Source organism: Rathayibacter sp. SW19, assembly GCF_030866825.1.
GTDB lineage: Bacteria > Actinomycetota > Actinomycetes > Actinomycetales > Microbacteriaceae > Rathayibacter_A > Rathayibacter_A soli.
The window spans coordinates 543,976-564,827 of sequence record NZ_CP133020.1; the positions used below are offsets into that span (position 1 = coordinate 543,976).

Genomic DNA, 20,852 nt, shown 5'->3' on the forward strand with positions numbered 1-20,852 from the left:
TCATGACCACGATTTGTTTCATCGGCGCGGGTAGCGTCGAGTTCACCCGCGATTTGGTGGCGGATATTCTGAGTTTTCCCGAGCTTGCTGGTTCGGAGTTCCGGTTGCATGACATCGATCAGACGCGGTTGGACACGGCACGCGGTGTTGCCGAGTCTGTCGCACGGCAGTTGGGGGCGCATCCGATAATCAGCACGCACCTGGATCGGCGCGAAGCGATTACGGGTGCCCGGTTCGTGGTGAACATGGTGCAGGTGGGTGGGTTGGCCGCGACGAAGACCGATTTTCAGGTCCCGGCCCGTTTCGGCCTGCGACAGACCATCGCGGACACCCTTGGCATCGGGTCGATTTTCCGTGGGCTGCGCACGTTCCCGTTGCTGCGCGGGCTGGCCGAAGACATTCGTCAGTTCGCACCGGATGCACTGTTGCTGAACTATACGAACCCGATGGCGATGAACGTTGGCTATTTGTCCCGCATCGCCCCTGATGTGAAAGCGTTCGGCCTGTGCCACTCCGTGTTCTGGACCATTGTCGGCCTCAGCGAGGTCATGGGTGTTCCGCATGAGGAGGTCTCCTGGCGTTCGGCGGGCGTGAATCATCAGGCGTGGGTGCTGTCGATGCAGCGGGGCGGCCAAGACCTGTATCCGTTGCTGGATGCGAAGATCCGCGCCGACCCCGAATTGCGCCGCCGGGTGCGGGTGGACATGTACCGCCGGCTGGGCTACTACCCCACCGAGACCAGCGAGCACTCCAGCGAGTACGTCGCCTGGTACTTGAAGAACACGGCAGAGATCCAGCGTTTACGCATCCCGGTGGACGCCTACATCGGAATCAGTGAGGAGAACGTCGCGACATTCGAGGCGACGAAGAAGACCCTGGCCGCCGGCGGTGAGATTCCCATTGACACGGAGGCCACGGAGTACGCGCCGCAGGTCATCCACAGTGTCGTGACCGGCACGCAACGGCACATTCAGGTCAACACCGCCAACACCGGGCTGATCACGAATCTCCCGGCCGGCGCACCGGTGGAGGTGACCGCTTCCGTCGACGAACGCGGAGTGCATCCCTGGTATATGGGTGAGTTGCCGCCGCAGTGCGCAGCACTGAATCGCGGCTATCTGAACGTTGTCGACCTCACCATCCACGCGGCACTCACCGAAGACCCGCGCGCGATCCGACACGCCGCCATGCTCGACCCCAACGCCGCGGCCACCCTCACCGTCGACCAGATCTGGGAACTGTGCGACGCGATGGTCACCGCACACGGCGACCTCCTACCCGCATGGGCGCGGCAGAGCCTCAGCCCGCAACCGTAACGGAGCCTCGGCGTGATCGCAGACCTGAACCGCATGCCAGAGCCCGATGCCGCGCGCCGTGTGGAACTCGCACGGCTTGCCGACCTGCGGCTGCGCGACTACCTGCCGTACAGCCGGTTGCGCGCAACGCAGACTCGGGTGGAACGCTCGGCGGTGCCGTGCATCGACGCCCACAATCACCTCGGCACGTGGCTGTCGGACGACGGGAGTTGGCTCGCACCGGATGTCGACGCGCTCATCGAACTGATGCGGCAGCGCAACGTGCGACACATCGTCAACCTCGACGGCCGGTGGGGCGAAGAGCTCGACGCCAATCTGAGGCGCTATGACGACCGCTATCCCGACCTGTTCTCCACATTTGCGCAAGCGGATTTTCGGCTGCTCGGATTGCCAGCCACACAGGTGGGAACGGCGCTCGTGACCCAGCTGCGCCAGAGTGCGGCGCGCGGCGCGAAGGGTCTGAAGGTATGGAAGAATCTCGGGCTCACCGAGCGTGACGAACACGGTGACCTGGTGCTGCCAGACTCCGCACTCGTGCAACCGCTGTTCGAGGCAGCAGGCGAACTCGGCCTGCCTGTCACCATGCATACGGCCGACCCGATCGCGTTCTTCGACCCGATGGATGCCCGCAACGAGCGGCTGGAGAACCTGCTCCAGTCACCGGACTGGTGGTTCGGTGCGCCCGGTCTGCCCGGTTTCGACCGGCTCATCGACGCGTTCGAGGCCGTGGTCGCTGGGCATCCGGGCACTACATTCATCGGCGCGCACGTCGGAAATGCAGCAGAAGACCTGTCGCGCGTCTCGCGGATGCTCGACAGCTACCCCAATTACCATGTCGATCTCGGCGGGCGGATGCCGGAGCTGGGCAGGCAGCCGCGGGCGACCCGGGCGCTGATTCTGCGGCATCCGGATCGGGTGCTGTTCGGCACAGACGCCTTTCCGGTTTCGTCGGAGGACTACGCCGTCTGGTTCCGCTTTCTCGAGACAGCCGACGAGTCGTTCCCATACGAGGCGGGCAATCCGGCTGCCGGCGCGGTCGTCGAGCACGCTGACGGCCCGGCGAACCCCCCAGTGGTCAGCGTTCCGTCGATGGGCCGCTGGGACGTCAGCGCGCTCGACCTCCCTGTGTCGGCGTTGCCAGGGCTCTATGCCGAAAACGCGGCACGGATACTCGGACTCCCGTAGGCCAGTGGGCTTTTGGCTTTCGCGGTTGCCGAGGTTGCGCCGGCTCACATGACGGCGAGCTGACCACCGTCGATCACAAGGGCGGCGCCGTGAATGAATGATGCCTCATCCGAGGCTAGAAACGCGTACGCGGCCGCAACCTCTTCAGGCGTCCCGACTCGGCGCAGCGGGATGCGCTCCGCCGCGTACCGTTCGACGAAGTCCGTGTTCAGCCCGGCCGCGATGTCCGCGTTCAGGGGTGTCTGGATGTAACCGGGGCACAGCGCATTGACGCGGATGCCAAGCCCGCCGAGCTCGACCGCCATGCTCTTGGTCAGTTGGATGACACCGCCCTTCGACGCGTTGTAATGCGCATAGTCAGCCTCGCCGCCAAGCCCGTTGGTCGAGGCCATGTTCACAATCGAGCCGGGGCGGCCGGCGTCGCGCAACAGGCGGGCGACCGACTGCGCCATCAGGAACATGCCGTTCAGATTGACGGTGATGATCCGCTCCCAGTCCGCACGGTCGATGTCGAGAAATGCGGTGCGCTGGGCGATGCCCGCATTGTTGGCGAGGATGCTGATCCCGCCGGTCGCCCGTTCGGCTTCGGCGACTGCAGAAGCCACCTGCTCGGGATCAGAGACGTCGCACACGCATCCGTGAGCGGTCTTGAGCGCTGCAAGCGCGACATCCAGATCGGCCGGTTCGAGACCGGTGATGAAGACGCGACAGCCCTCCTCGAGAAAACGCTGCGCGGTCGCCAGACCGATGCCACGCGTTCCGCCGCTGACGAGCACGCCGCGGCCCTCAAGCCCTCTCATTCCGCGACCTCTGCGTCTGGGACGATGACCGCCTTGACCATGCTCGTGTCACCACTGGCCAGCGCGTAGAACACGTCCTCAGATGAGGAGAGTGGAACCGCTGTACCCCACGAGAGATCCAGGCTCGCGGCCAACTCGATCGCATGGTCGAACTCTTCGCGCGAGTATGCGAACGACCCGACGATCTTCTTCTCGGACCGCACGAGTGCGTTCCCGGACAGTTCGACTGCGTCGGCGGCGAGCCCGATCCACACAGCCGTTCCTCCCGATCGGCAACGATCAACTGCCGCCTGACGTGAGAGGGGCAGTCCGACCGCATCGATGACACCGTCAAACCGGCCTTCGAGTTCGGCCGTCGCGCCGAAACCCAGACCGGCAGCCACCGAGCGACGATGTTCTGCGACGTCGGCGATCTCAACTTCCGCGCCACCTGCACGGGCGACGAGTGCACAGACGAGCCCGATCGTTCCCGCTCCGATCACGCCGACACGACGCGCGTCAGCACCGACGTGGGCGACCGCGTGCACGGCATTTGCGACGGGTTCAATCAGTGCGGCCTCGCTCCAGCGCACCGTATCTGGCAGGTCACGCAGCGACGACGTCGGAACGGTAACTCGTTCTGCGAAGCCGCCGTCACGGTTCACGCCGACGAGAGCACGCGCAGAACACAACTCTGGCTGCCCGCTCAGACAACGCTCGCAGTGCCCGCACGAAAGCAGCGGATTGATGACGACGCGGCGCCCATCCGGAGTCGTGCCTGCGAACTCATGCCCCATGATCAGAGGCGGTGTGCGAAACCCGACTGACTGAAATCCGTGGAGTTCACTACCGCAAATCGCACTGGAGCGTACGGCCACCAACGTCTCGTCGGCACCGACGACGGGCTCCTGACGCTCGAGGAGTTTCACGACGCCTGCCTCGGTGAAAACCAACGCCTTCATGGGCCCTCCCGTTGCACTCACGCAGGTTGAGGTTATCATAGACTCCGCCCAGCGAATTGCTGTTCCGCTGGCAGGAATCGCCAGTTGATGCAGCCGCGATCATCCGACCCCTAAGCTCGCAAGCACAGGGATACGAACAGGCGCGAGTATGGGACATGAGGAGGGAGGGCGCAGTGGTTACGTTCGAGTCGGCGCCGGCAACGGCAGCGGAGTATGAACTTGCGGAGGGCCCGATCTGGGATGCACGGTCGGCGACATTGTGGTGGGTCGATATCCCTGCCGGCGCCGTCATTCACGGGCGGATCGTGGCCCACCGTCGTGATGGGCAGATCGAGGAGCTCGGCCGCACCGTCTTCGGAGAGACCGTCGGCGCCGTCGGGCTCGCCGCGGACGGCGGCCTGATCGTCGCAGCACAGCGCGGACTCGCCACGATCGACCTGGCGGGCCGCATTCACCACGGACCCCCTCTACTGGCCGAGGACGCCGATAGCAGGATGAACGACGGAGCGTGCGACCCGGCCGGCCGCTACCTGGTCGGATCGCTCGCCCTCGGAACGCGAGCGAACGGCACCCAAACACAAAGCGCGCAAACGGTCGGCGCGCAAGAGACTGGCTCGCGCCTGAGCGAAGCGCGACCGGATCGCGAGCTGCTCCTGCGTGCTGACCCCTCAGGAGCGGTCGTGGTGCTGCGCGAAGATATCGCCCTCTCGAACGGCATTGCCTGGTCGCCGGACGGCCGCACGATCTATCACGTGGACACCTCACCCGGTCACATCTGGGCCGCCGACTACGATGCGAGCAGCGGTGCCGCCAGCGACTGGCACGTGCTGTTCACCGTCACAGACGGCTCGCCGGACGGCATGGTCGTCGACGCCGGCGGAGCACTCTGGGTCGCTATCTGGGGTGGTGGTCAGGTTCGCCGCTACGACACCGCGGGCACCGTGCTCGCCGTGGTCACCGTTGACGCCCCTCACGTTTCCTGCCCTGCTTTCGCCGGGCCGGACCGCAGCACGCTTGTCATCAGCACGGCGAAATCCGGGCTGACGGATGGGCTACTGAAGCAGCATCCGTTGTCCGGAGCGCTCTTCATTGCGCACCCCGGCGTCAGCGGCCTGCCCGAGAACCTGTGGGCGGGAAGCACTGCCGCGCCACAGTGGGGCGTCAGGCTGCCCTGATCGGGCATGCTCGTCTCATCCGACTCAGCTGATACTGGAGGTCATCCCATGGGAACCGCACACTCGAGCGCGCAGCCGGTTGGAGCGCGGGCGGGTGACACGCATCCAGGCGGCACGCATTCCGCCGACACCAGTGCGGCCGACAACCGACAGGTCGGTGCCCATAGGGCCGATTCTTATCCGGTCGGTGCGGATACCGCGGCGCTCGCTCGCAGGTTGGCACCGCATTTGCGCGTCACGGAACGTGCGATCGATCGCCTCGCGTACGCGCATGATGCGTCCCACTACCTGCTGGTGCCCGGTGCCGTGGTCACACCGAAAACGAGCGACGAGGTCGCTGAGGTGTTCGCTGCGAATCGGCCCCGGCACATTCCGATCACTTTTCGCTCGGGCGGCACAAGTCTCAGCGGCCAGGGCCTCACCGACGGCATCCTCCTTGACACGCGCCGGTACTTCCGGCAAATCGAGGTGCTGGATGCCGGTGCCCGCGTGCGCGTTCAACCCGGGGCGACCATCCGTCAAGTGAATGCCCGCCTGCTGCGGCATGGCCGCAAACTCGGCCCGGATCCGGCCAGCGAGATCGCGTGCACGGTCGGCGGAGTGATCGCCAACAACTCGAGCGGCATGGCCTGCGGCACCGAGTTCAACACGTACCGCACGCTGGAGTCGATGGTCATCGTTCTGCCCAGCGGAACCGTGATCGACACGGCGGACGAGAGCGCCGACCGGCTGTTACGCACGCTTGAGCCAAGCCTCTATGCTGGCCTGGCGAAATTGGTCAAGCGGGTGCGTGCGAACGAGCAATCGGTCGACACGATCCGGCGACTGTTCGCCATGAAGAACACGATGGGCTATGGAATCAACGCGTTCCTCGACTTCGATCGACCGGTCGACGTTCTGGCGCATCTGATGATCGGAAGCGAGGGCACGCTCGGATTCGTGGCATCCGCGGTGTTCAGCACGGTCGCGATCCTGCCGATGGCGGCGACCGGGTTGGCGATCTTCCCCGATCTCGGCGCGGCAACTGCGGCCCTGCCGGCTCTGGTCGCTGCCGGCTTCGCCACCGTCGAGCTGCTGGACGCCACCTCGTTGCGCGTCGCCCAGACGATGGACGACCCGACGACAGAACTGGCGGCACTGACGGTGCAGAACCACGCGGCGCTGCTGGTCGAACTGCAGGCGGCAACGGAGGGTGACCTGCTGGAGGCGATCGAGGCGAGCGCGCCGCTGCTGTCGGGGTTGCCGCTGATCTCCCCGGTCACGCTGACCAGCGATCCGGTTGTGCGCCAAGAACTCTGGCACACCCGCAAAGGGCTGTACACGGCTGTGGCGGGGTCGCGGCCGAGCGGAACGACCGCTCTGCTGGAGGACGTCGTCGTTCCCGTGCCGGTGCTCGGCGCCACCTGCGAGGCGCTGATCGAGTTGTTCGACAAGTATGGCTACGAACAGAGCGTGATCTTCGGGCACGCGAAAGACGGCAACATCCATTTCATGCTCAACGAACGGTTCGAGTTGCCGGCCAGCCGCGAACGGTATCAGCGGTTCACCGAAGAGATGGTCGCACTGATCCTCGCCAAGGGTGGATCGCTCAAGGCTGAGCACGGCACCGGGCGCATCATGGCGCCGTTCGTGCGACGTCAATACGGTGACGACCTGTACGCCATGATGAAACAGGTCAAGGCGCTGTGCGATCCGGCCGGTTGGCTGAACCCCGGCGTGGTGCTCTCGGACGACGCCAACTCCTACCTCGACAACATGAAGACCGCGCCCACCGTTGAGCGGGAGGTCGATCGTTGTGTGGAATGCGGGTACTGCGAGCCAGTATGCCCATCGAAGGATATAACGATGACGCCCCGTCAACGCATCGTCGTTCGACGTGAGATGCAGACCGCGGAGGTCGCTGGGGACACGGCGTTGCTGGCCGAGCTGCAGAAGGACTATGAGTACGACGGTATTGACACGTGCGCCGTTGACGGCATGTGCCAGGTCGCCTGCCCGGTGAACATCAACACCGGCGATCTGGTGCGACGGTTGCGTGCGGAGAACGCCCGAAAACTCGAGCAAGCACTCTGGAAGACCGCGTCCACGCATTGGGACGGCGTCACACGGTTGGGTGGCTTCGCACTCACAGTTGCGGATGTCGCCCCTGCTCCGCTCGTGACCGCCGCGACCAAACTGGGTCGGGCCGCGCTCGGCGCTGACACTGTGCCGTTGTACGGAGCCGAGCTCCCTCGTGGCGGGCGACGGCGCATTCCGCATGAGGCATCTGATCCGGTTGCCGTCTTTTTTCCTGCCTGCATCGGCACGATGTTCGGCGCTGCCTGCGGCGGCAACGGGGTGACTAGCGCGTTCCTCGCACTATGCGATCGGGCGGGTGTCTCCGTAACGGTGCCGGAGGGCATCGCGTCGTTCTGCTGCGGCACCCCGTGGAAGTCAAAGGGGTACACCGACGGCTATGCGGCCATGGCGAACGCGGTGCTCCCCGCACTGTGGGCCGCAAGCGACAATGGCCGACTGCCGGTCGTGTGTGACGCGGCGAGCTGCACAGAGGGTCTCGAGACCATGCTTTCGCTCGCACGAAGACGCTCGGAGCGCGGCGCAGAGCACAGCGACGACTACGTGGGCCTCCACGTCGTCGACGCCGTTGAATTTGTACACGACCACATTCTGAGCGAGCTGACGGTAACGGCCCCACTGCCGTCGATCGCAGTGCACCAGACCTGCTCGTCGACCCAGCTCGGGATCAACGACAAACTGACCGCGATCGCACAGGCGATCTCACCAGACGCCGTCTCACCGATTGATTGGGGCTGCTGCGGGTTCGCAGGCGACCGCGGCCTGCTGCATCCCGAGCTGACAGCATCCGCCACAGACGCGGAGGCGCGCGAGGTCAACTCGCGTGAGTTCGCGGCATACGCATCCGTCAACCGCACCTGCGAACTCGGCATGACGCGCGCGACCGGCCACGAATACAGCCACCTACTCGAACTGCTCGAGCGCGCGACTCGGCCAGCCGCGGATAGTAAGTCGAGTCCGTAAGGCTTGACTTATATAAGCGTAAATGCAAATATAAACGCGTGCACGCGCTCGATGTCCTTGGTGATCCAGTCCGCCGGCGCATCCTCGAGCTGCTCGTGGATGGCGAGGAATCCGCTGGCGAGCTCGGCCTGGTCATCCAGCCAGAATTCGGCATTTCGCAGCCCGCGGTGTCGCAACACCTGCGCGTGCTCCGTGACGCCGGGTTCACGACCGTGCGACCAGAGGGCGCGCGTCGGCTCTATTCCATTGATCCGGTTCCTCTGGCCCAGGCCGACGCGTGGTTCGACGCGTTCCGCCGGTTCTGGGAACCGAAGCTGGACGCACTGGGCACCGAGCTTGCCCGTGGAAGGTTCGCGCAGCGCAAGCCCGGTGCGACGGCAACCACCCGCAACGGAACCCGCCACGAGACCGAAGAAGCACGCCAAGACAGAGAACACGAAGGAGACGACTGATGGATGTGAACACCCAACTCAAGGCTGTTGCGCGCCGTATTGAGACGAAGGACGTGGATGGGGTGCGCTCATTCGTGCAGACTCTCGCTCAGACCTACCCGTCGCCGATCGAGGACGTGTGGGATGCCGTGACAACTGTGGAGCGCATACCCCGGTGGTTCCTGCCAATTAGTGGCGACCTACGAGTCGGCGGTCACTTCCAGTTCGAAGGCAACGCGGGCGGTGAGATCCGCCGCTGCGATCAGCCAAGCGCGGGCTCCGCAGGCTACACCGTGACGTGGGGCAATGGGGCGGGTGAGCCTGCGATCGTGCACGTGCGGCTCACGGCGCTGGATGAAACATCTACGCGCTTCGAGCTCGAGAACGTTGCCGCGGTCGACTCGATCCCCGAAGGCTTCTGGGAGCAGTTCGGCCCGTCGGCCACAGGCATGGGCTGGGATTCCGGACTGCTGGGCCTCGCCTTGTACTTCAGCGGTGGCGAAGCGGGCATCTCGCCCGAGGAGGGCCAGGCGTGGCTCGCGACCGACGAGGGCAAATCGTTCCTACGCGGCTCGGCCGACGCATGGGCTAAGGAGCACATCGTCGACGGCGCGGCTCCCGAAGTCGCAAACGCTGCCGCCACGACGACGTACCGCATGTACACCGGGGAACTCCCACCACCCGCGATGGGCTAGCACGCGGCCGGCTTCGCATCCGTGGCCCGCCTCGTTCACTATTCGCGGATGAGCGACAGTGCCAGGCCCGGAACGAAGAACGACAGCAGAAAGATCGGCAGGATGCTCTTTCCGCTGCAGCGGTGGGCGATGGTTTCGCCCTCGGCAGCGTCAAACGTTTTGATCCTGCTCGAGTCTCTGCCGCTACGGACTTGCAGGGTGTGATGTCCGGATTCGATCGTTATGTCGATGGTCTGGTTCATATCGACGGCGCCGGCGAGCTTGCCGTCAATGAAAGCCGACGGTCGGCGACTCACCCGGCGCAGAGGCAGAACGGATGCCCGGCGGGGTCGAGGAAAACCCGGAAGGTCGTGCCCGGCTGAACCTCAGTCTTTGTTGCGCCCAATTCGACCGCGACGGCCTCGCCTGCATCGAGGTCGCGCACCATCAGGTCGAGGTGCATCTGCTGCGGCACGGTCTGAGCGGGCCACTCAGGGGCTCGGTAGTCCTCGACCTGCTGAAACGAGATGCAGTCGCTGTCGTCGTCCGGGCGGATCTCAGCCCACCCGTCATCCGGCTTGACATTCCAACCGAGCAGCGCACCGTAGAAGGTCGCGAGCGAAGCCGGGTCGGGGCAGTCGATGACAATTCCTGGGAATCCTGCAATAGCCATGCGCGCACGCTACCCCGTGACTGTGCTGCGCGCAAGTCAATTGTTCGGCCGGATAACGCAGCGCCAGGCGTGACGCAGCGCCTACGGCGTTCGCACGGAAACCGGCATCCCATTCAACGTGAGATGCACGGTCGAGCCCGGTTCGAGTGCATGCCGCACCTCGTGCTGCACGTTGACGAGGGCGTTGTCGCTCAGTCGCACGGTTGTGCGCCGTAGAGACCCGAGGAAGCTCGACGACAAGACGGTTGCAGGGATGCCTTCTGCCGCAAATTCGACGTCCTCCGGGCGCAACAGAACCATCACAGCGCCGTTCGCGGTCTCCGGATGGATCAACGGAAGCCGGTAGCCGAGCACCTCGACAACCCCATCGGTGACCACCCCGGGGAGGCGGTTGCTGAGGCCGATGAACTCGGCGACGAACGGGGTCGCCGGATTGCGGTAGAGGTCTTCCGGTGTTCCGATCTGCTCGATGTTGCCGGCCTGCATGACGGCGACGCGATCGGCGACCGCAAGTGCCTCTTCCTGGTCGTGGGTGACAAACAGAGTCGTGATGCCCAGATCGGTCTGGATGTGCCGGATCTCCTCGCGCAGCTGCACACGTACCTTCGCGTCGAGCGCTGAGAGCGGCTCGTCGAGCAGGAGAACCCGCGGCTCGGTGACAAGAGCGCGCGCCAGCGCGACGCGCTGCTGCTGCCCGCCGCTCAACTCGTGGGCGTAGCGGTCCAGGTGCCGGTCGAGCCCCACCATGTCCAACGCTGCCGCTGACCGTCGCTTGCGTTCAGCGGTGTTGACCTTGCGCATCCGCAAGCCGAATGCGACGTTCTCGCCCGCGGTCAGGTGCGGGAACAGCGAGTATGACTGGAACACCATTCCCATGTCGCGCTTATTGGTCGGCTCGTCGGTGACGTCCTCGCCGTTGATCGAGATTGTTCCGGAGTCGATTGTTTCAAGGCCGGCGACGGCGCGTAATGCAGTGGTCTTACCGCATCCGCTCGGCCCGAGAAGGGCCACGAACTCACCCGGCTCCACGGAGAGGGAGAGGTCGTCGAGGGCTCGTTGGCCGGAATATGACTTGGTGATCTGACTCAGGTTGACGGCGACACCAGCGGTTGAGCTCACGAACGGGCCCCCTTCTTCTTGCGGCCGCGGTGGCCTGCAGCACCAACGCCGCCGATGACGACCAGGAGCACGAAAACGAATATGAGTGCGAGCAGCGCGAAGATCACGGCGACGTATGGGTCGGTCTGTGACATCAGCAGGATCGCGGTCTGCAGGTTCTGCCTGCTCAGCAGCGATGCGATGGTGAATTCGCCAAGCACGACGGCGACCGAGATGAACGACGCTGCCAGGATGCCGCGGCGCAGATTGGGGATGAGAACGCGCCAGAACACCACTCCCCAGTTCGCACCCAGCGAGCGCGCCGCCTCGCTCAGCGTGTTGACGTCGACGGCGCCCAAGTTCGATTGGATCGTGCGGTACGCGTAAGGCAGCACCGTGATCCCATAAGCGAAGGCCAGCGTCCAGACCGAACTGCCGAAGATCTGCGCCACGACCGAGTAGATCGGGGCGAGGCCGACCACCAGTACGATCGCCGGAACGGTGATCGGGATGATGCAGATGAACTCGAGAACGCGCCGCAGTGCGGGGAAGCGCAATTGCACGAGCACCATGGTCGGCAGGAGGACGCACAAGACGATCGCGACCGTCACGACTGCCAGCACCAGCGAATTGATCAGGCCCGTGTACAGCACGTCGTACTGAGCTTCGTTGGCCGGGTTGAACAGTCCGATCCAGTGCGACAGGGTGTAGCCGCCTTGCAGCCCGTTCCGAAGCGTGAATTCGAGCATCGAGGCGATCGGGATCGCGAAGATCGCGCCGATGACGCCGAGGATGATGCCTCGCGTGGCCTTGCTCGGCGCGCCGCCGACGCGTGCCGTGCCGACACGGGCCCGTCCGATGCGTGCCGGCCTGGCGCTCATCGCTGCCACCTCGTCGTGCGCGACTGCAGGAAGGAATATGCGGTCATCACGATCACCATGACGATGATCATTCCGAGCGCGAGTGCCCCTGCCATATTCGAGCGGCCCAGGATGGTCTCACTGACCAGCGCCGCGCGGATCTGCAGCGGCACGATCTGCGATCCCTGGCTGATCAGTGCGGCGGCGGTCGCGTAGGCAGAGAACGCGTTTGCGAACAGCAGGAGAAGGCTGCCGAAGAACGCCGGCGCGAGAACCGGCGCCGCGATGCGCACCCAGTAGGTGAGCCTGCTGCCGCCGAGCGTTGCATTCGCCTCTGCCCACTGCGGCTTGAGCCCCTCGAGTGCAGGCAGGAAGGTGATCACCATCAGAGGCACCTGAAAGTAGATGTACGGCAGGATCAGGCCGGGCACCGTATAGAGCCACACGCCGTTGGCGTACATGTTGAAGTGGAATGTTGACTCCAGCCAGACCGTGACCAGGCCCTGCACGCCGATCGTCGCGATGAACGCGAACGCGAGCATGACACCACCGAATTGGGCGAGCACGCTCGACGCGGATTCGATCATCAGTCGCAGTCGCCCGTCGGGTCGTGTGCCGAGCAGAGCGTAGCAAATGAGCGCACCGACGATGGCGCCGATCACAGCGGTCAACGCCGAAACCCAGAACGATGCGATGAACGTGTTCAGGATGACGGGGTTGAAGAGCGCGGCGATGTTGTCGAGTGTGAATTTGCCCGCATTGTCGAAGAACCCAGTTGCAAGAGCGAGGATCGTGGGCAGGGCGAGAAAGAGAATCACATAGGCGGCGAACGGGGTCAACCCGAGGAACGACCATCCGCGCTTCGCTCGGCGAACGGGCGCGGAACCAGCGGAACCAGCAGGACCACCAGATGCGGGATCACCGGACCCAGTGGGACCAGTAGAACCAGCGGGGCGGTGGCGCCGGGACGAGGCCCCGGCGCCACCACTGTCGCTGGCTGGCGCAGCAGCGACTGTCATGTTCGTATGTTACTGGCGCAATTGGCGTTACTGGCCGATTGCGGCTGCCCAGTTCTTTGACAAGAGCGCGTTCGCTGCGTTGGTCTGGTCAGTCGTTGCCGAGACCCGGTTCTTCGGCAGAGCCCCAACCGAGTCCAGCGCGGTCTTGTCGACCGTGCCTGCTGAGGTCATCGCGTCGATCGTGACCGGGTAGGCACCCGCTGCGAGGAACAGGTTCTGCGCCGTCGGGCTGAAGATGAACTCCTGCCACAGTCGCGCAGCAGCCGGGTGCGGTGCGTCCTTGTTGATCGCCTGGTTGTAATAGCTGATGTAGGCGGTGCCCGGGAGGGTCGTCACCTTCCAGCCAGGCACGGTCGCCGCAGCAGCAAGGTTGTTGTAGCTCCAGTCGAAGACAACGCCGGTCTCGCCGGATGCGATGGTTGCCGGAGTCGGGTCGACCGTGAGGAAGTTGCCCGCCTTGTTGAGCTTGTTGAAGAAGTCGATGCCCGGCTGGAAATTGTCGAGCGTTCCGCCGCTCTGCACGGTGGCCAAGGCCACGCCGGCGAATGCCGCACCAGCCTGAGTCGGGTCGCCGTTGAGGGCGACGCCACCCTTGAATGCCGGCTTCAGCAGGTCATCGAGGCTCGTGGGCCTCGGATACTTGGCGGAGTTGTAACCGATTGACATGCTGCCGGTGTAGTCGTTGACCCACAGCCCGGTGGCTTCCTTGTTCGCCGCGGGAATGTCCTTCCAGTTCGCCACCTTGTACGGCGCGAATTTGGCGGTGCTCGCCAGCGCGACAGCGGCCCCGAGGTCGAAAACGTCAGGGGCGGTGTCCTGCCCCTTGTTGTCGTCAGCGGCCTTGATTTCGTCGGCGCTCGACCCGTTGGGGTTTGCCGAATTGACGGTCAGTCCGTACTTCGATTTGAAGGCGGCGATGATCTTTCCGTAGTTTGCCCAGGAGTCCGGCAGGGCGATCACGTTGAGCGTGCCCTCCTTCTTCGCTGCGGCCACCAGTTGGGCCATGCCGCCGAAATCGGCTGCACTGGTCGCGGTTGCAGGGTTGACAGCCGGGCCGCTGGTGGTGCTGGAGCTACCGGAACCTGAACCGCATGCGCTCAACACCAACGCGGCGGCCGTGGCCACAGACAGGACCGCGATGGCCCTTCGAGTTTTGAACATTGTTCCTCCGTGGGCCAACGTCGGGGCCGTCCGCGCTGTTACGGACTGTTGGATGCCATTCTGCTGGCTACCTGCGGTCATGCTAGCGCAGGGGTCGCCTTAAGTGGAGGTGACGTGCACGTTAACGCGCGCATCTTGATCGGCTACGCTCAAGCCGTGTTCCAGTTTTTCATCGTGCTTCCGCTGATTTTGATCGGCGGCGGGTTCGCGCTCGGCGCGTGGTGGATGTATCGGCGCATGACGCGATCGAAGAACCGTTAGTTTTTGTGCGCCAGGCGTATGGACTGCGTAAACATTGCGCCAGAGTCAAGCGGCGCGGCGCATCCTATGTTCATGCGTTCGTTGTTCAGAAGGCTGACTGAGGGGCGTCAGCTCTGGGGTGTCGTTGATCGTTCGCCGGCCTCTCGCGGTCTGTGGTGCGAGGTGCGGTTGACCGTGTATCCGCCGGGCACCACCAGCGCGCAGCGCAGACTGTTTCATGCCGTGCATGAGTGGCCGATCGTCGGTGTCATCGTGGGCATGATGCTCATGGTCGCGCTCGGCCCGACTGTGCCTGCAGGGGTCGAACTCGGTGCAGGCGGCGCACTGTATGCGGCGGGCTTCGCGGCCGGCGCTGTGCTCATTCGCCCATTCGCAGAGCGGATGCGCCGCCTCGCGGCCGTCGTCACCCTCGCGGCCGGCGATTGGCGCGCGGCGGGCGACGTTGAGTTGATCGAGGCCACTCTGGAGCGCTTCGCCGCACTCGACGACAGACGTCGGGCCGGTTTGGTCAGCCCGGCCCGCTACGAAGCGGAGTGGGGTGCGATCTACGATTCGCTGCCTGCCCCGCTTTCCCCTGTTGCCGGCGTTTGATCTGTTGCCGGCGTCTGATCGAGGCCGGCTTCGAGATGACCGGCCGGGTGCGGTCGCCGCTCGCGGCGACGCCAGTCATCCGGAATCGCGGCCTCTAACGCGTCGTCGACGGTGATCACCCCGAGGATGCGGCCGTCATCGTCAAGCACGGGCAGCGTGAACAGGTTGAAATCAGCCATCTGCGTCGTGACATCGATCACGTCGTCCGCTGCGCTGGCGTGCACCGGGTTCGGGGCCGTCACTTCGCGCAGCGGCGCGAGCCTGTCAGCTTGCAAGGCACTGACGACTCCGAGTGCGCCGCGCAGGCGGCCCCGGTCATCGACGCTGAAGATGGTCGTCAGCGCCTCCGGCTGTTGAGCGGACGCATTCGCCACGCGCTCGAGCGCCGCCCCGACGGTGCTGGATTCGTCGACAGCCACAAAGTCCAGCCCCATGAGCCCGCCTGCAGTCGCGTCCTGATAGCGCATCAGCCGCAGCACAGCTGAATGCTGCGGCTCATCGAGCATCTCCAACACCCGCTGACGCAGCTCTTGGGGGAGATCGCCGATGGCATCGGCGGCATCATCGGCACGCATAAGGGAGACGATGCGCACGATGTCGTCGACATTGCGTGACTTGAGGAGTTGGGTCTGGCGGTCGTCTTCCAATTCTTCGAAGACATCCGCTTCCAATTCCGGATCCTGCTGCAGATGATCGAGGAGATCGTCGCGTTCCTCGGGGGAGCCCTCTTCGATCAGGTCGGCGATCTGGGCAGGCCGCAGCGTGCGAAGGCGGCCGAACCCGGAACGCACCCGGCCAGACGCTTCGTGGCCGATCAGCGGCTCGAACGAACCCCAGTCGCGAACGTCGCGCCTGGTCGGGTCGGCGCGGCGGATGCGACCTGCCCGGTGCACATCGAAGCCGGTCGCCAGCCATCCGGTCGCGCTCGGGCGGAGCACGACGTCGTACGCATGCACGAGAGATGCGCGGTCGACATCGATCAACCGGTGCCCCAAAGCGTCTTGCTTCAGCAGCACCTCTCCACTGCGGCGCTCGAACAGGCGCAGGTCGAGCCGCGCGGTTCGCAATTCGATCCTGTCTGCATCGATCTCGATGACGTCGGCCATGGAGACGAAGACCGTGTTCGAGCCGACGCGCACGACAAGGCCGGTCAGAGTGGGGTAACCGCTGGGTTGCAGCCGAACGATGACGTCGGCGAGGCGGCCGATGCCTTGCCCATGGGCGTCGATCACCGCATGCTTCAGCAGCGTTGACAGGTAGATGATGCGAGTCGCGCCCGTGCCGGCGGGCGTTCCGGGGGAGGTAGTGGTCATGATGGCTCCTTGCTGAGTCGTCGTCAGAAGCTGATTCAATTGTCGTGCTGCGCGCGGTCAGCTGCTCTGTGCAAGGTCAGTGGCCCAGTGCGAGCTGCACGATTCGCACAATCACGAGCACCATCGCGAGCAGCAGGTACGCGCGCAGCACGCTCAGGCCGAGACGGCGCCCGGTCGACAGTTTCGGTGCTGCGAGCAACGCGAGGGGCGGCATCCGCCAGTTCTCCCGCTGACTGCGGTCGATCGGCTCACGCGCGGTCGGATGCCGCACCCGATAGACGGCGAAGGCGACGCCGGTCAGGATCGCGACGAGCGCTCCGCCGAGGAGGATTTGCAGGATCGTCGCACCGGTGATGCTCGGGAAGAGCACGCTGCCGGTCAACACGATCGACAGCAGCACGAGCACGGCGATCACAGCGGACGTGAACAGGTTTAGCGCGCGGCCATTGACCCAGGGGCCGAGTACCGCCCGGTCATTGCACAGCAGCAACAGGAATACGGTCGCAGACGGCAGCAGCACCCCCGCGAGCACCTGCACCCCGACGGTCAGCAATCCCAGCGGGCTGCCGGGGATCAGCACGATTACTGCCGAGAGCACAAGCAGCCCGGCGAACATCGCGTAAAAGCCTTTTGCTTCGGAGATCTTGCGGTGCAGCGAGTGCTTCAGGCCGAGCACGTCACCGATGGCGTAGGAGGTGGACAGTCCCACTGCCGCAGCTCCGATGATCGACGCGTCGATCAACGCAAGCGCGAACAGGATGCCGGCGGCCTGGCTGACATACGTGCCCAATCCTGCGGCGACGCCTCCTGCGTCGGTGAAGTTTCCGAACTCCGGATGTCCGGCGAACGTCGCCGCCGTCAGCGCCATCAGCGCCCCACCACCGATCACCACCAACACTATGCCGATCCAGAGATCGACCTTCTCGTAACCCATGAACCGCGGGGTGATCCGCTTGTCGATCACGTAGGACTGCTGGAAGAACAGTTGCCACGGTGCCACGGTCGTGCCGACGATTCCGATGATCAGCAGCATCACGGTGGACAGTTCGGCGCCTGCCGGCATCCCGGGGATCACGAAGTCGCGTACGATCTGGCCGATCGGCGGGTGCACCATGATCACGACCGGAATCAGCAGCAGCGACCCGGCCACCAGCACGAGGCACAGTCGCTCGAACCGGCGGAACGACCCGGTGCTCACCGCGCCGATCACGATCGCGGCGGCGACGATGATCCCGGGCAGCTGGGGGATGCCGAGATAACTCAGGCCGATGCTGATGCCGATGAATTCCGTGACAATCGTCAGCGCGTTCAGGATGAACAGGTCGATCACGCTGAATGCGCCCCAGAACTTGCCGAAACGTTCCAGGATCAGGCGGGCGTGGCCGACGCCCGCTACCGCGCCAAGCCGCAGCACCATCTCCTGGTTGACGTACAGCACCGGAACGAGCAGCAGTAGCGTCCACAGCAGGGTCGTTCCGTAGTTCTGGCCAGCCTGCGTGTAGGTGCCGAACGCGCCCGCGTCATTGTCGCCGACCATCACGATCAGGCCGGGCCCGACAATGGCCACCAGGGTGCGCAGTTTGGCCGAAAGTTTTGTGCGAGGTGCCGTGTCGCCGACTCGGATGGTGCCGAGGGCGCCCTCGATGTTGCCCAGGTGTGCGGAGTCCAGCACGGCTGACGGGCGGGGAATGGGCTGAGTGTTTGTGTTCAGGGTCATGGCAGACCGCTTCCTCCCCGCCCAGGCAGCGGGGATCGAAGTTCGACAAAGGGTCGTGCGCATCCGATCGGATACGTCGGGTCGTGCGCATCGGCGACCGCCCGCGGACGCGGGCGCGCCGAACGGCACCGCCGAGGGCATCCGCAGCCAGCGGGGGGAGTGTTACCGGAGGCGGGTGAGTGAGGTCGGGGTGCGTAAGGGAGGTTTATGGCCGTCGTCGTCCATGAGAGCCCTCCCTTCCCTGTGGCGCGTGCGTTGATGGGGCCGGACCGAGATGGCCAGGCGCTGCTTGGAGCAGTGTGCCGAATTCAATATAAGCACGCTTGCGCAATTACGCAAGCGTCAATTCTGCTCGTGAGAGAGTTCGGCCGGGCGCGTTCGACTACGGGCGCTTGAACAAGCCGTCGATTGCCGGAATCGCCTCGCGATACCCGGCGAGTAACTGCTTGCCGACGGTAACGGAATCGACGAGCGGATGCAGCGAGAACGCCTTCAGCGCCTCGCTCGCATTCCCGGTGGTCGCCGCTGCAATCGCGTGCCGTTCGACCGCCTTCACCCGCTGCATCAGACCGAGCTGCCCGAGGTCGGGGGCGGGCGTGTTCAGCGGGTGCACGCCGTCCGCATCGACCAGGGTTGGAACCTCGACCACTGCATCATCGGGCAGGCCGGCGATCGTGCCGGCGTTGCGCACGTTGAGGATCATCGTGGTCGGCTCGTTGCGACTGATCGCACGCATCACCGCCAGTGCTACGCCCGCATATCCCTGCTGCGCCGGATCGAGCTCGAGTTCGCGCTCGGCTTTCGGGTGGCCTTGCACGCCGCCCTTCGCCTCGGCCATGTAACTGGCGTCACGCTCTCTGACGGCTGCGCGCCAGAGCGCGACCGGGTCGTTCTGAGTGCCCGACAGTGGTGTGCCCAACAGCGGCGCAGCCGACAGTTCGCGGAAGAACGCCCCCTGAGTCTGCTCGAGGAAGTCGCCGCGGGTCAAGGGCGAGGCGAGCACGTTAGCGACGGCCTCCCGGTTGAAATAGTAGTAATACAGGTATTCGTTCGGGATCGCTCCGAGTGCACGGATCCAATCGCGGCCGAAGACCTGCGACTCTTCCAACGTGCCGAGCAGGTTGTCGTCGGCGAGGAGGTTTGGCAGGAGGTCGCGCCCGTCGTACAGAACGCGGCGCATCCAGCCGAGATGATTGAGTCCGATGTAGTCGAACTGCAGGTGCCCGGGGTCGATGTCGTCGCCAAACCTGGGCCCGAGGAGTGCGGCAAGCCGCCTACCCAGGCCTGACGGTGTGTCGCAGATGCCGAGCACCCGGTCGCCGAGCACGGCCTGCAGGGCCTCGGTGATGATGCCGGCCGGATTCGTGAAGTTGAGCAGGTAGGCATCCGGGGCGAGTTCTGCAATGAGTCGCGCGTAATCGAGCATCACCGGCACCGTGCGCAGCGCGTAGGCGATGCCACCCGGCCCCGTGGTCTCCTGCCCGAGCACTCCCAGGCTCAGCGCCACGTGCTCGTCGGCGCGACGGCCCGCCAGGCCGCCGACCCGGATCGCCGCGAAGACGAAATCGGCACCGGCGATCGCGGTGCGCGCATCCGTCGTCGTGGTCAGCGTCGGGGCATCCGGAAACCCCCGCGCCTGCTCGCGCAGAACGCGGCTGATGCTTTCGAGCCTGGCGGCGTCGACGTCGAGCAACGCCACCTCGGTGATGCGCGGCGCGCCCGTGTCGCGCAGGAGCGCGTGGTAGACGATGGGCGTGCGAAACCCGCCTCCGCCGAGGATCGTCAACTTCATGCGATTTTCGACCTTTCTGCCGATTCCGGGCCTGCCTTCACCCTGCACCGTCAGGGCCGCTGTGGCAAACGGCGCGCTTTCACGCGCGGCCCCGGATCGCCTCATTCATAGTGCGCGAAGTGCTGGATTCCGCGATGATTCCGACGTTTCGCGCACTATGAACCGGGGTCGGCACTGGATTCAGCCAGCGTGGCCGCACCGGCGGCTCGGTAGTGTGGCAGCATGCAGTCGGACGCGCCGAAGTGGACCGAACACGTTCTTGCCCAGACGGGCGCGACGGCGGGTGCGAAGCAGGCCGATCAGGATGCGTACAAGCAGCTGAGCACCCTCGTCGCCAAGGGAACAGCGATCGTTTCCGCCGTGCATCGCGGTTGGGATAACGCGGCCACCGTCACCGACTACCTGTCCATTTCTTACGATCCGCCGACCATGGTCGTCAGCCTCTACGGGCTTTCCCGAATGGCCGAGGCGCTCGAGGGTGCGGACCGGTGGGCTTTGAGCATCCTGTCGTCAGAACAGAGAGCCGTCGCCGACGTGCTCAGCGAGCCAGGCCGCCCGCTGGACAGCCTGCTGTCGCAGATCCCGCATTTTCGACGAGCGGATGCCGCGCCGCCGCTCATCGCGGGCGCGCTCGGCTGGTTCGAGTTGCGCACGATTGCAATGCACGAGGTGGCCACGCACATCCTGTTCGTCGGTGAAGTCGTGGCGATGGGCCGGACTGAGCCAACTGCGCAGGAATCGGCCGTGCGATCGCCGTTGGTGCGCTTTCAGTCCGGCTATCTGCGCGCCGGATGACCGCCCGCCCG

The 20,852-nt window shown here is 65.0% G+C and carries 20 protein-coding genes; 9 read left to right on the top strand and 11 right to left on the bottom strand.

From position 1 onward, the window contains the following. The first annotated feature begins 2 nt into the window (after positions 1-2). Together melA and QU604_RS02595 are read left to right on the top strand one after the other, a co-directional pair. Entirely contained in the window at positions 3-1,316 is a 1,314-nt protein-coding gene (melA, locus tag QU604_RS02590) for an alpha-glucosidase/alpha-galactosidase (RefSeq protein WP_308467241.1), read from the top strand. A gap of 12 nt (positions 1,317-1,328) precedes the next feature. Next, positions 1,329-2,501 carry an amidohydrolase family protein gene (locus QU604_RS02595; RefSeq protein WP_308467242.1) on the top strand — a complete coding sequence of 391 codons (1,173 nt, stop codon included), beginning with the start codon at positions 1,329-1,331 and terminating at the stop codon, positions 2,499-2,501. Between the two features lie 44 nt (positions 2,502-2,545). Here the strand turns inward: QU604_RS02595 and QU604_RS02600 are convergent, their stop codons facing one another. Together QU604_RS02600 and QU604_RS02605 are read right to left on the bottom strand one after the other, a co-directional pair. After that, positions 2,546-3,301, bottom strand: coding sequence for an SDR family NAD(P)-dependent oxidoreductase (locus QU604_RS02600; RefSeq protein ID WP_308467243.1), 756 nt, complete (start codon positions 3,299-3,301; stop codon positions 2,546-2,548). Then, positions 3,298-4,242: an alcohol dehydrogenase catalytic domain-containing protein gene (locus QU604_RS02605; RefSeq protein ID WP_308467244.1), complete on the bottom strand. Its 945-nt coding sequence runs from the start codon at positions 4,240-4,242 to the stop codon at positions 3,298-3,300. Before QU604_RS02605 ends, QU604_RS02600 begins: the two co-directional genes overlap by 4 nt. A 173-nt stretch (positions 4,243-4,415) precedes the next feature. Here QU604_RS02605 and QU604_RS02610 point away from each other — a divergent pair, with 173 nt between their 5' ends. The 4 genes from QU604_RS02610 to QU604_RS02625 are packed head-to-tail and all read left to right on the top strand — an operon-like array spanning position 4,416 to position 9,582. After that, positions 4,416-5,417 (top strand): SMP-30/gluconolactonase/LRE family protein, encoded by a 1,002-nt coding sequence (locus tag QU604_RS02610; protein ID WP_308467245.1) that lies wholly within the window; start codon positions 4,416-4,418, stop codon positions 5,415-5,417. 48 nt (positions 5,418-5,465) lie between these two features. Further along, a complete protein-coding gene (locus tag QU604_RS02615) occupies positions 5,466-8,456 on the top strand; it encodes an FAD-binding and (Fe-S)-binding domain-containing protein (RefSeq protein WP_308467246.1) in 2,991 nt (996 codons plus the stop codon). A gap of 38 nt (positions 8,457-8,494) precedes the next feature. Continuing rightward, positions 8,495-8,908, top strand: a complete 414-nt coding sequence (locus tag QU604_RS02620) for an ArsR/SmtB family transcription factor (RefSeq protein ID WP_308467247.1) — start codon at positions 8,495-8,497, stop codon at positions 8,906-8,908. Next, positions 8,908-9,582, top strand: a complete 675-nt coding sequence (locus tag QU604_RS02625; protein WP_308467248.1) for an SRPBCC domain-containing protein — start codon at positions 8,908-8,910, stop codon at positions 9,580-9,582. The genes QU604_RS02620 and QU604_RS02625 overlap by 1 nt, the downstream gene beginning before the upstream one ends. A 38-nt stretch (positions 9,583-9,620) precedes the next feature. On the opposite strand, the gene QU604_RS02630 is transcribed toward QU604_RS02625, so the two are convergent. The 6 genes from QU604_RS02630 to QU604_RS02655 all read right to left on the bottom strand — a co-directional run bounded on the left by QU604_RS02630 (position 9,621) and on the right by QU604_RS02655 (position 14,372). After that, complete coding sequence (locus tag QU604_RS02630) at positions 9,621-9,878, bottom strand: hypothetical protein (RefSeq protein ID WP_308467249.1); 258 nt, start codon at positions 9,876-9,878, stop codon at positions 9,621-9,623. Beyond that, a complete protein-coding gene (locus QU604_RS02635) occupies positions 9,875-10,234 on the bottom strand; it encodes a VOC family protein (RefSeq protein ID WP_308467250.1) in 360 nt (119 codons plus the stop codon). The genes QU604_RS02630 and QU604_RS02635 overlap by 4 nt, the downstream gene beginning before the upstream one ends. Positions 10,235-10,315: 81 nt before the next feature. Continuing rightward, complete coding sequence (locus tag QU604_RS02640) at positions 10,316-11,353, bottom strand: ABC transporter ATP-binding protein (protein ID WP_409349992.1); 1,038 nt, start codon at positions 11,351-11,353, stop codon at positions 10,316-10,318. Further along, positions 11,350-12,213, bottom strand: coding sequence for an ABC transporter permease (locus QU604_RS02645; protein WP_308467251.1), 864 nt, complete (start codon positions 12,211-12,213; stop codon positions 11,350-11,352). The genes QU604_RS02640 and QU604_RS02645 overlap by 4 nt, the downstream gene beginning before the upstream one ends. After that, the gene (locus QU604_RS02650) at positions 12,210-13,211 is read right to left on the bottom strand and encodes an ABC transporter permease (RefSeq protein WP_308467252.1); all 1,002 of its coding nucleotides are present in this window, start codon (positions 13,209-13,211) and stop codon (positions 12,210-12,212) included. Before QU604_RS02650 ends, QU604_RS02645 begins: the two co-directional genes overlap by 4 nt. Before the next feature lie 27 nt (positions 13,212-13,238). Beyond that, a complete protein-coding gene (locus tag QU604_RS02655) occupies positions 13,239-14,372 on the bottom strand; it encodes an ABC transporter substrate-binding protein (protein ID WP_308467253.1) in 1,134 nt (377 codons plus the stop codon). A 114-nt stretch (positions 14,373-14,486) separates the two neighbouring features. Between QU604_RS02655 and QU604_RS02660 the strand changes: the two genes are divergently transcribed. Beyond that, positions 14,487-14,633: a hypothetical protein gene (locus QU604_RS02660; protein WP_308467254.1), complete on the top strand. Its 147-nt coding sequence runs from the start codon at positions 14,487-14,489 to the stop codon at positions 14,631-14,633. 72 nt (positions 14,634-14,705) lie between these two features. Then, positions 14,706-15,224, top strand: coding sequence for a DUF6611 family protein (locus QU604_RS02665; protein ID WP_308467255.1), 519 nt, complete (start codon positions 14,706-14,708; stop codon positions 15,222-15,224). Here the strand turns inward: QU604_RS02665 and QU604_RS02670 are convergent. From QU604_RS02670 to QU604_RS02680, 3 genes are all read right to left on the bottom strand, one after another. Then, positions 15,179-16,537: a magnesium transporter MgtE N-terminal domain-containing protein gene (locus tag QU604_RS02670; RefSeq protein WP_308467256.1), complete on the bottom strand. Its 1,359-nt coding sequence runs from the start codon at positions 16,535-16,537 to the stop codon at positions 15,179-15,181. The genes QU604_RS02665 and QU604_RS02670 overlap by 46 nt on opposite strands. Positions 16,538-16,613: 76 nt before the next feature. Then, a complete protein-coding gene (locus QU604_RS02675) occupies positions 16,614-18,254 on the bottom strand; it encodes an Nramp family divalent metal transporter (protein WP_308467257.1) in 1,641 nt (546 codons plus the stop codon). Between the two features lie 382 nt (positions 18,255-18,636). Next, the gene (locus QU604_RS02680; protein WP_308467258.1) at positions 18,637-20,046 is read right to left on the bottom strand and encodes a 6-phospho-beta-glucosidase; all 1,410 of its coding nucleotides are present in this window, start codon (positions 20,044-20,046) and stop codon (positions 18,637-18,639) included. Between the two features lie 222 nt (positions 20,047-20,268). Here QU604_RS02680 and QU604_RS02685 point away from each other — a divergent pair, with 222 nt between their 5' ends. Continuing rightward, the gene (locus tag QU604_RS02685) at positions 20,269-20,841 is read left to right on the top strand and encodes a flavin reductase family protein (protein ID WP_308467259.1); all 573 of its coding nucleotides are present in this window, start codon (positions 20,269-20,271) and stop codon (positions 20,839-20,841) included. Positions 20,842-20,852 lie beyond the last annotated feature (11 nt).

What these genes read in the sequence shown, in the direction of transcription:
- QU604_RS02670 (WP_308467256.1), bottom strand. Translation starts at nt 16,537, where the DNA reads ATGACCACTACCTCCCCCGGAACGCCCGCCGGCACGGGCGCGACTCGC.
- QU604_RS02605 (WP_308467244.1), bottom strand. Translation starts at nt 4,242, where the DNA reads ATGAAGGCGTTGGTTTTCACCGAGGCAGGCGTCGTGAAACTCCTCGAG.
- QU604_RS02625 (WP_308467248.1), top strand. Translation starts at nt 8,908, where the DNA reads ATGGATGTGAACACCCAACTCAAGGCTGTTGCGCGCCGTATTGAGACG.
- QU604_RS02600 (WP_308467243.1), bottom strand. Translation starts at nt 3,301, where the DNA reads ATGAGAGGGCTTGAGGGCCGCGGCGTGCTCGTCAGCGGCGGAACGCGT.
- QU604_RS02615 (WP_308467246.1), top strand. Translation starts at nt 5,466, where the DNA reads ATGGGAACCGCACACTCGAGCGCGCAGCCGGTTGGAGCGCGGGCGGGT.
- QU604_RS02680 (WP_308467258.1), bottom strand. Translation starts at nt 20,046, where the DNA reads ATGAAGTTGACGATCCTCGGCGGAGGCGGGTTTCGCACGCCCATCGTC.
- QU604_RS02665 (WP_308467255.1), top strand. Translation starts at nt 14,706, where the DNA reads ATGCGTTCGTTGTTCAGAAGGCTGACTGAGGGGCGTCAGCTCTGGGGT.
- QU604_RS02675 (WP_308467257.1), bottom strand. Translation starts at nt 18,254, where the DNA reads ATGACCCTGAACACAAACACTCAGCCCATTCCCCGCCCGTCAGCCGTG.
- QU604_RS02635 (WP_308467250.1), bottom strand. Translation starts at nt 10,234, where the DNA reads ATGGCTATTGCAGGATTCCCAGGAATTGTCATCGACTGCCCCGACCCG.
- QU604_RS02655 (WP_308467253.1), bottom strand. Translation starts at nt 14,372, where the DNA reads ATGTTCAAAACTCGAAGGGCCATCGCGGTCCTGTCTGTGGCCACGGCC.
- QU604_RS02645 (WP_308467251.1), bottom strand. Translation starts at nt 12,213, where the DNA reads ATGAGCGCCAGGCCGGCACGCATCGGACGGGCCCGTGTCGGCACGGCA.
- melA (WP_308467241.1), top strand. Translation starts at nt 3, where the DNA reads ATGACCACGATTTGTTTCATCGGCGCGGGTAGCGTCGAGTTCACCCGC.
- QU604_RS02650 (WP_308467252.1), bottom strand. Translation starts at nt 13,211, where the DNA reads ATGACAGTCGCTGCTGCGCCAGCCAGCGACAGTGGTGGCGCCGGGGCC.
- QU604_RS02685 (WP_308467259.1), top strand. Translation starts at nt 20,269, where the DNA reads ATGCAGTCGGACGCGCCGAAGTGGACCGAACACGTTCTTGCCCAGACG.